8 protein-coding genes are annotated in these 11,910 nt (G+C 42.7%); 2 read left to right on the top strand and 6 right to left on the bottom strand.

What is annotated here, in order from left to right; translation table 11 throughout:
- Positions 1 to 457 precede the first annotated feature (457 nt).
- Positions 458 to 583: a hypothetical protein gene (locus DP116_RS30015; RefSeq protein ID WP_281357460.1), complete on the top strand. Its 126-nt coding sequence runs from the start codon at positions 458 to 460 to the stop codon at positions 581 to 583.
- A gap of 79 nt (positions 584 to 662) precedes the next feature.
- Here the strand turns inward: DP116_RS30015 and DP116_RS22320 are convergent, their stop codons facing one another.
- Positions 663 to 1,964 (bottom strand): hypothetical protein, encoded by a 1,302-nt coding sequence (locus DP116_RS22320; RefSeq protein ID WP_169157261.1) that lies wholly within the window; start codon positions 1,962 to 1,964, stop codon positions 663 to 665.
- 1,369 nt (positions 1,965 to 3,333) lie between these two features.
- On the opposite strand from DP116_RS22320, the gene DP116_RS22325 reads away from it, so the two are divergent.
- Positions 3,334 to 4,536, top strand: coding sequence for a PQQ-dependent sugar dehydrogenase (locus DP116_RS22325; RefSeq protein ID WP_169157262.1), 1,203 nt, complete (start codon positions 3,334 to 3,336; stop codon positions 4,534 to 4,536).
- Positions 4,537 to 4,619: 83 nt separating this feature from the next.
- Here DP116_RS22325 and DP116_RS22330 read toward each other — a convergent pair whose 3' ends face one another.
- The 5 genes from DP116_RS22330 to DP116_RS22350 form a co-directional block, all read right to left on the bottom strand.
- Positions 4,620 to 6,791 (bottom strand): GumC family protein, encoded by a 2,172-nt coding sequence (locus tag DP116_RS22330; protein ID WP_169157263.1) that lies wholly within the window; start codon positions 6,789 to 6,791, stop codon positions 4,620 to 4,622.
- A gap of 140 nt (positions 6,792 to 6,931) precedes the next feature.
- Positions 6,932 to 8,371 carry a polysaccharide biosynthesis/export family protein gene (locus tag DP116_RS22335; RefSeq protein WP_246275746.1) on the bottom strand — a complete coding sequence of 480 codons (1,440 nt, stop codon included), beginning with the start codon at positions 8,369 to 8,371 and terminating at the stop codon, positions 6,932 to 6,934.
- 90 nt (positions 8,372 to 8,461) lie between these two features.
- Entirely contained in the window at positions 8,462 to 9,217 is a 756-nt protein-coding gene (locus tag DP116_RS22340; protein ID WP_169157264.1) for a cyanoexosortase B system-associated protein, read from the bottom strand.
- Between the two features lie 30 nt (positions 9,218 to 9,247).
- Positions 9,248 to 10,120, bottom strand: a complete 873-nt coding sequence (crtB, locus tag DP116_RS22345; RefSeq protein WP_169157265.1) for a cyanoexosortase B — start codon at positions 10,118 to 10,120, stop codon at positions 9,248 to 9,250.
- Positions 10,121 to 10,227: 107 nt separating this feature from the next.
- On the bottom strand, positions 10,228 to 11,394 hold the full coding sequence (locus DP116_RS22350; protein ID WP_169157266.1) for a DegT/DnrJ/EryC1/StrS family aminotransferase: 1,167 nt from the start codon (positions 11,392 to 11,394) through the stop codon (positions 10,228 to 10,230).
- Positions 11,395 to 11,910: the final 516 nt, after the last annotated feature.

The following is an 11,910-nucleotide window of genomic DNA, read 5'->3' on the forward strand; positions in this document are numbered from 1 at the left end:
ACCTTGTACAACTTGTCAATAGTGCTAAAAAATCTAGTTTCATAGAGTAAATTTCAATTCAAGAGAGTGGTATTATGATTGTCAAAGAAATTTTCACTAATTTGAAATTATTGGTGTATAGCACAGAACAGCCTATTCACACATTTAACAATGAATAATCACAAAAATGCTAGTTTAGTAAGAAGAAACAACATATTTTCAAAAATCCGTTTTTCCCCTTATCCGTTGAGTGTTCGGATCAGTGTACTACCAACGTATTGAAGTTTTTAGAACAAAATATAATAGCCTGTATTTAGCTCTAAATTTAAGCTAAATGATGCTCTGGAAACAGATAACTTTTTTTCTATTTTGTTTATTGAAAAAATGAAAAACTTAAAAATAATATTTAGTTTTTTTAACATAAGAAAAGCTTTAATACTATATTGCCTATAGCAGCGCCTCCCAAAGAATATGACAAATGCTTAAATCTTGGGAGCGTTTCATTCCTAAGCTGTCAACATCCCCATTTGGGTACACTAATACCACTTGGCATTCATCAAAAGCCGATCGCGCCAGGGTGACGCAGCGCTATGCACCGACGTAACCCGAAGGTAGGCGACTCGTGTACATACTCTGCCCACTTGAGGTTCCCTCAGTTATAGCCAGTGGCGCGTGGCTGGGACTTAAAAGTCATGAGTGGGAGACACCTCATATGGCTGTTGGGTATGATCATCTTTGGTGGCTTCCTTATGTGCATTGGCCCAAAGGGACGGCTTTGGAAGAGGAGTATCGGCTAAATGTTGAAATTCCTGCCAAATTTGCCGTCGCACATCTTGTAGAAAGATTCGCCATTCACTTTCTACATCTCTAGCGCGAAGTATGCAATCTACAAATTCTTCTACAATTGCATAAATCACTTGACTTGGCTCGCACAGCAATTCTTTCAAAGCTTTTTCACACTTACTCACAGCTTCTGCGTAAGCTATTTTGAGATTGAGTAACACTTGTTCAGCAGAGGACGATGCAGAAAGCTTGAGGGTTGCAGGCTGATTTGGAGTCAGTCCATCTAAACATTTGCGAATGCGATACTGTAGAAATCCTCGGTAAGAAAGCTTAAACTTAGCTAGGGTTTGCAACCCATACTTAAGTTGACTCGGTATCCCTGGTATCAGTTCATCAGGTATTTGCTTGGCGATCGCTTCCATAAATTCAGTTCCTTTCGCTGGTGTCAGTTTTTCCAAGTGTCCCTTGTCCATTAGTATCTGAGTCACTTGCGATTTAACTTTGTTAAGCGATCGCTCTAAACCGATATCCAATGACGACAGATGTTTCGACAAATGAGCACGGATTTCATTCAGGTACTTTTCGTATATAGTTTCGTAGCTTTTTTCTAGACAAAAACGCTGTTTTATTTCTTGAATTGAGGGAATTCCGGTATCACTTCGACAAGTTTGCAAAACAGCTTCTACTTGCTTTTTAAAGTCCATATCAACTGCTTCTCGCTTTTGCCTAAGCTCTGTGAGCAGTTCCTCTAGACTGTTTGTTACAGCCAACCAAAGTTCTTTGAATTTTACCTCAAACAGCGCAAGCCCATGGATATCATCATGGGTTGCTAAATCTAAAGCCTTGTTGACTTTCTCTAACTCATCTTTCACTTGGTTTTGGAGTAAATTTAATTGTTGTTGGCGTAACGAGGCGTATTTCTCATCATTAAGTGTCTTATGGCAAAAGCGCTCTTTGAGTTTTGCCAGCGCTTCTAGTTCAGTATTAATGCTTAATTGTTGTGTGGTTAAACAGATGTTCTCCAAAAGGCTAGGCACACTTGAATCATCAAGTCGTTTCAGCAACTGATTCTGAGAATTTTGAAGATGTTGGACTGCTGAGTCCAAGAATTTAAGTTCCGCCTCTACATCTACTATTTTTCTAGCTAAGGGAAGACGCTTTTCAATAATGCTAGCAATACTCCCAGTCTCATTTGTATCCATTGACGCGCGTGTTTTACTGTTATTGATTATATGTGTGGAGTTTGACGAAACGATATATACAGTAGATAGAGAAACCTACTCGTACGTATGCTAAGTAAATATTCACTCTCACTGCTCAAATATATGCCTAGAGGTAATAGCATTTCACTTTAAGGTTGCATGGGGGCAACCAGTTCTTGAACTGGGGGAGTGAAATGAATTATAATTTTCCTGGCAGGTTATAACCTCTGCGAAAGTGATAGCGTGCAACTCTTCCGCAAGATGCGTAAAGTTTTAAAAAATAATTTTGATTAATTATTTGAACATTCCTCCTTTAGATAGATGATTTTATATATCATCTGACGTATATTATCACATTTTTCCCAATAAAATCAGCTCAATTAACAATCTTGTATGAAAAAACGTTAAAATTGCGCAGATTTTGATGCTTATATAAACGCGCTACACCTATGGACAGTCAGAAACAACTTCCTTGGCAACAACAGAGGGTTATTAGCTACAGCCGGTTATAGGTGAGGAAAATCAACGACTTGGTCAAGCAGCTGTCTACTCAGAATGCAAATTTCTGACTTGACCTAGAAAAAACTTAGAACTGGAGTTTAGTGGCTCATGAACTTTTGACACTCCCCACGCTTAGAAGGCGGGGGATTCTTGCGTCACGGGGATTCCAATTGACACCGCTTCATTAAAAGCGGAAAAATCCCCGGTTGGGCTGGCTAAATTTTTATAGCAGTTGCCAGGTAGATTAGGGCATGAACTAATGAGAAAATACGGACACCACCAGACCATCAAGCCCGTTAAGAGTTAAGCGTTCCCCTTCGGGTTCGCCAGTCCCCCTACCCTTACGGGAAGCCGCTGAGTCGCAGAGCGACACGCTTCGCGAACGCGTCTACGTGACGGAGACCGCCAAGACGGGGGCTGGTCTCACCTGTTAAGAGTTAAGAGTTCCCTGCTATACGTGTAAGACCCCGTGACGGAAAAATCCCCCAAATGTTAACTGCTATACCAAAATCCGAATTTTTTATGAAACGATTTTTCCGGAGTTGTGCTGATTTTTATACGTTTAGACCCAACCCACCAATATCTCAAATGTCCATCAAATAAGCTTTTCTGGGCAATGCCACCCTACCATTTGTGGTCTAATCATAAGAAGAAGCGCTCCTTAACAGAGGAGTTTTGACAAGTTTAAGGCAGTAATTCCTATCCCATTAGAAAGATGTGGTTATCACTGCTATAGCTCTAAACTATCTTACGAAAATTCATCCGAAATGATTACCCAAAGAAAGGATGAAGGATAAAAAATTTTATACTTCATACTTTTACTTTTAGTAACTTAGTCTTCTCCTATCAACATTTAAGGAAAGATGCCGTGAAAGCAAGAAACTTACTCATCGGTTGTGCTTTACTGTTGACCATAACCCTTCCTGGCAATGCACAACAGTCGCAGGAACTAAGAATAGAGCAAGTTGAGGGCTATCTGGTAACGCCTCAGCAACTGGAATTTGACGAATCGCTGCTGCAACAACTCCAACTACCTGCGGGATTTCGCATCAATGTGTTTGCCAAAGACTTGGGCAACCCCCGGATGTTGGCAGTAGCCCCCGATGGTACTATCTACGTGACCCGCCGCGAACAAGGTGATGTGTTGGCACTGCTTGACTCGAATCAAGATGGGCGTGCTGACGAAATACGGACGGTGGCGTCGGGTTATAAATACATCAATGGCATCACGATTTATCAGAATCGTCTCTACTTTGTCACAGACAGACAACTTTATGCCGCTCCTTTGCAGTCGCCAGGGGTCATAGGCGAACCGCAGGAATTAATTAATGACTTGCCAGATGCGGGACAACACCCAAACCGCACCCTTGCCTTTGGTCCTGACGGGTTGCTTTACATTACAGTAGGTAGTACTTGTAACGCCTGTAGAGACACGAACCCGGAAAACGCGACTATCCTGCGTGCACAACCCGATGGTAGTAATCGGACGATTTATGCCACGGGCTTACGTAATACTATCGGCTTTGCTTGGCATCCGGAAACTGGGGAACTGTGGGGCATGGATCATGGTTCTGACTGGCGTGGTAATGAGCAACCTCCAGAAGAATTGAATCTGATTGCGGAGGGTGCAAACTACGGCTGGCCTTTTTGTTATGCCGATCGCCGTCCGGATGTGTACCTACCAGCAAATCCCACAGGCACGACAAAGGAGGAATACTGCGCCAATACACAACCGCCAGTACTCACCTACACGGCTCATAGTGCGCCGTTGGCAATGACATTTTATACAGCATCCCAGTTTCCTGAAGAATACCGTAATGATGCTTTTGTTACGATGCGCGGTTCGTGGAATCGCAACCCTCCCTCAGGTTACAAAGTTGTGCGGGTGCGATACGAAAATGGCAAACCAGTAAAATTTGAGGACTTCATCACAGGATTTTTGGATGAAGAAAAATTGACACAGTTTGGCAGACCTGTGGGTCTTGCGATCGCACCTGACGGTTCCCTGTTGTTCACAGATGATACCAACGGTGTGATTTACCGAGTGTCATATGTAGGTACTGGCAACTAGCTTTACCTTTACTTTTTTCTCTTTTCTTTGAGAATTATATTAAACATTTGGTGTGTGAGCGCAAGCTTTCACACCTCAACTCCCTATCTCCTAGCTCCATTTATTACTCGTGCTTGTGGTTCTTCAGGTGGATAGTTTGAACCCATATATGAGTAAGACAGAGGCATGGTGATATCAGCACCATTAATCACGACTCCCAACAACTCAAGGTCAGATTCCACCAATTGGTCGATCGCTTCAGTGAGTATATTTTCTTGTGTATTGTTTGGTCTTGTCACTAGCACAATGCCATCGGTGTAAGGCTGTATTAACAAAGCGTCATTTGATAAACTGAGAGCAGGGGTGTCTAAAATCACCAAATCAAAACGCTCGCGTACATCCTCCATGAGGCGTCGTATTTCACTAGATTCTAGAATTGCCGCTGATTGACGCACAGGACCTGGGCTAGGAAGAATGTATAAATTTTCTATATCTGGCACTAAGCGAATATACTCGCCCAAGTTGGCGTAATAACGCAGGGGTTCAATGATAGCATCGGGGTCGGAAGTCACTCCTAGGGATGAAGAGTGAGAAGGCGATCGCAAATCTGCTTCAATAATCAAGGTTCGTTTGCCTGCACGGGCGGATGCTATTCCTAAGTTATAAGCACTAACTGTCTTACCTTCTCCACTGCTGGTGCTGGTAATCAATACCACCTTCAATTTTCTCCCGCCCACGCGGCGCAGATTACTGCGGAACTTTTCATAAAACTCTAAATACAAAGAATCTAGAGAAAGGACGACTGGCACCTCACCTAGATCTAACCCATCAACTGGCATCAAAGGCAATTCGCCCAACAGAGGAACTTCTCGTTGTTTGAGGCTGTCGCGGATATCTTCCTTGGTTTTGAAGGTTGTTTCCAATGATCCTAGTAAAAATATAACTCCACCACCTACCAACAATCCTAGTAAACTGCCTATACCCAGGGTAATTGGCGGACTCAGACGATCCTTATTAGCATCGATCACGATTGGTGGTCTAGCAATCCCAAGACTGCTGACTGTCTCAGCTTCTGCTGTTTTTGCGTCTGTTAGCTTTACCTGCATTTGGTCATAGACGGCTTTTTTGAGTGCAACTTCCTGTTCTAGGCGCGATCGCTCCAATTGCTTATTGGGTATCAGAGAATACTCATTCCGCAATCGTGCTTCATCTTTTGTCAGGTCAAGGAATTGCTGTTGCAACGTCTCGCGCTGAGTTTGCAAAGCGACCATCTGATTTGCCAGCTGCTGTCGGGCTGGATCTAGGTTGCTTCGAGAACGAATGGCAATAGTAGCTGGAAGCGGTGCTGTTCCATCTTTACCGCCTACAACCTCACTACCACGTTGCCGAAGTTGGTTCTCATAAGCTTCTTTCTGATTCCGCAACTGAATCATTGTGGGGTGTTCGGGGCGCAAACCTTCTTTCTTTAAAACTTCAATTTGGGATTCAATTTGGTAAAGTTGTACTCGCACGTTAGCAATAATCGGATCAGCACTCAAAGCAGAAGAGACATAAGCTTGATTGACGGTTAAACCCAGTTTTTCTTGTATGCTGCGAATTTGAGTATCAATTCCAGCAAGAACTAATTGAGTTTGTCGCTGCTGTATTTGGCTACTTGTGACTGCGTTGAGTAAACTTCCATTTTCTGCAGCCAATATAGCAGGTCGTTCTTTGCGATCATACACTTCTAGCTTCTGCTCAGCCGCTTGTAGTTCTTTTTTCGCCTGTGGTAAGCGTTCATTAACTTTGCCAATAACTGCTTTTAATCTCCGTGTATTAATTTCCGCACTCAGCGCGATCATTGCCTCCATCAACGCCTGCAATGTGTCTTGTGCTGCCTGGATCTTAGTATCGTTATATTTCAGTTCGATGAGTGTGGGTGTGAGTTGTTTATCTCCTCCAGTTTTAGAGTCTTTCTCAGGCATCGTAAGCACGAAATTTTGACGTATTTTTGTTGGCTTGACATTGACTTTAGCTGCCGCAGCATCAATGACTTGCTCTGATAGCAAAATATCTTTGCTCAGTTCCTGCCCTTGCAGATTAATTTCACTGCCTGTTGCGGAAAAAGAAACTGTTGGACGATTGTATGTAAGTGCGCCGTTCGCTACATATCTAGATTGTTGTGGTTGCAAAGCCACCGCCATTGATCCCGCTACAACTAGACCAAAACTAGCTAGTCCAATCCACTTGTACTTATCGAAAGCAATGAGGTAGCGTTTAACAATTGGTGGAGTCATGGCAGCAGCAAATCAAAACTAGGTATAAATTCGACTATAGTTTTTAGATAATTTCGGTTTTGAGGAGTTTGAAATTATAAATTATTTCATAAGTTCATTCCTCTTCCTTCTCTTACACACGGCTGGCAAGGACTACTAATCTAGTATCTATAGTCATTGACACCGAAGAAGCGGAGAAAGGTACGAATATCGTAAAAGGGACGGGCAATTGTACCGATGATATTAGTAATTTTACCAATCAGGCTTCGTCCTACTACGATAACATCGTTATCTTGAAGTGGGACATTTTGAGATGCATCCCCTGACAGAGCTTTTTTTCCATTAATCGTTTGCTTGACGGCTCGACCTCTTTCTGGGTCAAAACGAATGAGAGCGATTTCACTGAGGTTTGCACTGTCAGTATTAATTCCTGCCAATACGTCTATAAAAGTACTACCATTAGGCAAAGGGACAGTGACTATTCCCCCACCAGCATAATTTAAAATACGAATTCTAATCTGCGGTGTTGCTAAAGTTGAGCGAGACACCAATGCGCGGTCATAACTCTTATCGTTTGCAAGTTCCCGACGTGGCACAATGATCGCATCGCCGTCTTGCAAGCGGAGGTTAGGTATGTCACCGCCATTTTGTAATGGAGTATACAGGTCTATCGTTTGTGAAACCACAGACCCATCAACCAGTTTCCGGCGTACTTGGACTTGACGCAGATCTGCCATCATCGCAGAACCACCAGCTAACAACAACGCATCACTAACGCGAGGCGTTGCTGAGGTAATAGGATAAACTCCAGGTCGATTGACTTGCCCATTAATAGTGACTTGAACTGGTCGCTGTCCTATCAATGATAGTGACACAAGTGGGTTAACTAATTGGCGACTCAAAGCCAAGCGGATTTTTTCTTGCGCTTCTTCCAAAGTCAAGCCTTGTAGGGATACTGTCCCTACTTGCGGCACGATGATGTTGCCTTCAGGATTAATTTGAGCCGAAAAATTGAACTCTGGACGCTGCGCCAGCAATGACAATGTCACATTTGGATTGACGACGAAACGATTATAGCCGGAGCGAATTTTTTCTTGTGCTTGTTGTAGAGTCAACCCCTTGAGTGACAATGTTCCCAGTAATGGCACCACGATGTTTCCTTCGGGGTTAATCAGGGCTTGAAAGCTTAAATCTGGGAAGCGTAAAACTGAAACTCCAATAGAGTCTCCTGGTCCTAAACGATAGGGACCGGGAGTACGCTGAACCAAAACGTTAATGCTATCTCCTGGTCCCAAAAGGTAGCGGTTCAATTGCGGCGACATCCCTTCTTGAAGACCAGGAGCGATAAAGTCAGTACTACTAGGCGCAGGTGGAGGAGGTTGTCGTAGTAATTGTCCGGCTGGAGTATTAGGTAGAGGCGCGGGAACCTGTCTTGCTGGAGTATTAGGTAGAGGCGCGGGAGCCTGTCCTGACGTTCGTTTCTGCGTTGATGTTTGAGCAACAACAGGTTGGACAATTGTTACCACAAAAACGCCTACGTACAAACCAGCAGAAGACAGGGCGTTAAACAAGCGCATACGACAACCAAGAACAATAGACATTGGCACTATAACTTACTTATAGTAGGAAGTGCCAATGTACATAACAGAGTTATAACTTTACTTTAAATTAAGACGCTAAAAAGTACTTTTTTATCGCAAAACTTTACTTTTTTTATACAAATGCATTGGTGAACGACTGGACAAAGGACCTGCCATCAAAGTGGCTTGCACTGTTTGACCGAGAGATTTAGCTTCATTCCAAGTTGTTTCCACCTGCCCTAATGGTTCCATAGGAATGAGAATACTCACAGCAACCCAAGGAGCGCGTTTTTTTTGCAACTGTGCTAGCTGATCGACGATAAACCACGGGAAAAGTGATGAACTACCACCATTGAACCAGGCATACCATTGCAAAACCGCAAAAGTCTGCTGATTTGTTGAGGCACGAAAGAACCTAGCTTGTACTTTTGTTTCAGCAGCATTTGACTCTGTCCCTTGCGGTTTAACAGTAAAATCAGCAGAGCGATACTGAGCTATCTGCCACTGCCAAAGGCTGTTTATTTCCGTCCACTCCACCACAGGCTGATCTTTAGATCCTGTTTGTGGTCGCAAAAGCAGAACTGCTTTGGTTTGGTCGCTTTTTTTCTGAATAAACTGATAAGACCATGTGCCTTCCCCTATTTCTTGTTCTCGCTGTTCTATCGTCTGCCAACCAGGAAGGATCAACCCCTTTTGACGTAAATCTTTCAACTCCTGGAGACGAGTGATTCGTGGTAATTGCTGCCATTCCCAGTGTCCTGTCAGGTAACCAGGAATTGCTCCTATAAGCAACAGTAGTAACAGCAACAAAAGCGCTACTATCTGAGAAAACCGTTGCTCCTTGAGAAACTTGGAAAAAGAAATCATCAGTGAAGTTTACAGTATCTAGACAAAATTTTACTCTGAAACTTCTGCAAAATATTTCTCAATCCAATTTAGAGTTGGCACCAATGAAAGCAGCATAACAGCAGAATACAAATCACCACCCCAACCATTATGCAGCCAATCAAAAGCTCCGTCTTGTGCTGTGCCATGAAAGAAGGACAGTAATGTGTTACGAACGATATTGGCGCAAATACTAATTAAGACTGCAATAGATAAAAACCAAATACTTTTGCGGCGCGAAGACAAAGCACCTGTCCAATAAAGCAGCATCAAGCCAACATAAAGAGTCGTAAATAGCATTTTCAGCCCTGCACAGTAAGGTGCAACTTCTACAATTCTTCCCCCAACATATATATTTATGCCATCGACAGTGACTTGCATACCAAGCTGACTGAGTATGAAGCCAGCAGTACCCGCGATGAAACTCTGTAAAGGTAATGTGTAGGGAGTAATGAGGTAGGGAACTGATGTTGGTGTTGCAAGAAGTACTAATATTAAAGCAAATCCTTGCAATTTTAAGCCAGGAATTCCCTTAAGCCAGAAACACAACCCTGTCAGTATAGTTGGAAAGGAAATGTTGACCCACTCGCTGACACCACTCAGGTAAAAAACTCCTCCCAGTACTAACAACACCACACCCAGAGGATGGGAAATATTTGGTAGTCTTTGCCATTTTTTTCGGTTCAACCAACAAAGGTATGCAGCAAACGGTAAACCAATGATACCGTGGCTAAAATATTCGTGTTCTATACTAATACTTTTGTTGAGCCAACCTTGCACCCAGTAAAATAACACAGGAGCATAAAGCAGTAGCAAAATGCCTAATATAGCTGGGGTAATCAGGCGTGTAGTATTTGCATTTTTCAGCTGGTGCCGAATTTGCATGGCTTTTATGATAATGAATTATCAATTGTGAGTTTGATAAATACTGAGTGAAGAATAATGAGTATTACTCTTCTGATTCACTCAGTATTTATCATGACATTATTTTTTCAAATACACAGTACCTTTTGTTGTTCAGCACTGAGGGTTGATGCGATTGCTGATACGACTTGCTGAACTTGGCTGTGACTTAAACCAGGATACATAGGTAAGGATAGTATTTGCTTCGCCAGCATTTCAGCATTGGGGAAGTCCCCGACTTGATAGCCTAGGTGGGTGAATGCTGGTTGGAGATGACAAGGAATTGGATAGTGAACGCCAGTTTGAATTCCCACTTGTGCGAGTTGTTCTTGAAGTTGCTGACGTTGTACGGCACAAGAATCATCTACTCTGATGACATAAAGATGATAAACGTGTCCCTCGCCGCTGTGGTTTTGTATGGGAATAATTCCACTTGATGCTAGAGGTGCTAGTTCAATGTCGTACTGCTGGGCTGCATTGAGGCGATCGCGATTCCATTGTGGTAAATATGGTAATTTCTCGTGCAACACTGCTGCTTGAATTGTATCTAGGCGGCTATTGGTTCCCTCTTCAACGTGAATGTATTTTTGAGCCGCACCATAATTCCGCAAGCGTAACATTTTTTGAGCGACATCTGGATTTCGCGTTAATAACATCCCGCCATCTCCAAATGCTCCTAAATTCTTGCTGGGATAGAAACTAAAAGCTGCTGCAGTTCCCACAGAACCAGCGCGATATCCTTCTCGTTCAGCGAGATGGGCTTGGGCTGCATCTTCAAAAATGAGTACTTTGAAAGTGTCGGCAAAGTCTAACAACTGCCGTGGCGACACCATCTGCCCGTAAAGATGTACTGGAAGAATTGCTTTGGTTTGAGGTGTAACTGCCCGTGCTGCTGCTTCTAAATCAATTAAAGCTGTTTGTGGATCGCAATCTACAAAAATTGGCTTTGCCCCTGCACGTATCACCCCAATCAGTGTCGCAACAAAGGTGTTTACTGGCAAAATAACTTCATCTCCAGAACCAATGTGACAGGCTTGTAAACCGAGGGCGATCGCATCAGTTCCCGAAGCAACACCAACTCCATACTCTACACCAGACGCAGCAGCAAAAGCTGCTTCAAACTCTTTGAGTGCTTGCCCTAAAACAAAATCCCCTCGTTCCGTTACACCTTGGATTGCTTGTTGTAATTGAGTTTGAATTGGTTGATGCTGTAAAGTTAGGTCTACAAAAGGAACCATTACAGTCTTATTATTCATTTTTAGGCAAGTCCCTAGTATTTTTTGTCAAAATTGCTGTTCTAAATACTATAGTTTTGTTTAAGTTTTATTATGAAGAAATCGTAAATTTTTGATTAACTTTATATTTGTGACATTTTTAGACTTTTGGAGATGATTGCCTAAATGATTGACACATTCCATCTAATTTTTAGATATTAGAACCGTTTTCTTTGAAATTTAATGAATGAATCTAACAACTCAAATCATATTGCAATAGCATATTTATATATAACTGATATTGCGCACTTTCAACTGACATGATCGATTTTTACTGTTTTGTGCCTGCTAAGAATGCTATAGGAATCTGGTTTGGTTTATGTTAGCTTGCGTGGCGTTAGGCGGGCTTCCGTGGCGTCAGCCATAGCCATACTTACTAGTTGAGCTAGGGAACAGGGAACAGGGAACAGGGAACAGAAACTGTACGGAGTTCTGTTCAAAAATCAAATAGGAATCCTATATCTGAGATACTTAACCTTCCGTTTATAGGGTATTTAC

It is taken from the genome of Brasilonema bromeliae SPC951 (genome assembly GCF_012912135.1).
In the GTDB taxonomy this organism is placed as follows: Bacteria; Cyanobacteriota; Cyanobacteriia; order Cyanobacteriales; family Nostocaceae; genus Brasilonema; species Brasilonema bromeliae.

Coding starts and splice junctions, on each gene's coding strand:
- DP116_RS30015 (WP_281357460.1), top strand. CDS start 458: ATGCTTAAATCTTGGGAGCGTTTCATTCCTAAGCTGTCAACATCCCCA.
- DP116_RS22320 (WP_169157261.1), bottom strand. CDS start 1,964: ATGGATACAAATGAGACTGGGAGTATTGCTAGCATTATTGAAAAGCGT.
- DP116_RS22330 (WP_169157263.1), bottom strand. CDS start 6,791: ATGACTCCACCAATTGTTAAACGCTACCTCATTGCTTTCGATAAGTAC.
- DP116_RS22335 (WP_246275746.1), bottom strand. CDS start 8,371: ATGTCTATTGTTCTTGGTTGTCGTATGCGCTTGTTTAACGCCCTGTCT.
- DP116_RS22340 (WP_169157264.1), bottom strand. CDS start 9,217: ATGATTTCTTTTTCCAAGTTTCTCAAGGAGCAACGGTTTTCTCAGATA.
- crtB (WP_169157265.1), bottom strand. CDS start 10,120: ATGCAAATTCGGCACCAGCTGAAAAATGCAAATACTACACGCCTGATT.
- DP116_RS22350 (WP_169157266.1), bottom strand. CDS start 11,394: ATGAATAATAAGACTGTAATGGTTCCTTTTGTAGACCTAACTTTACAG.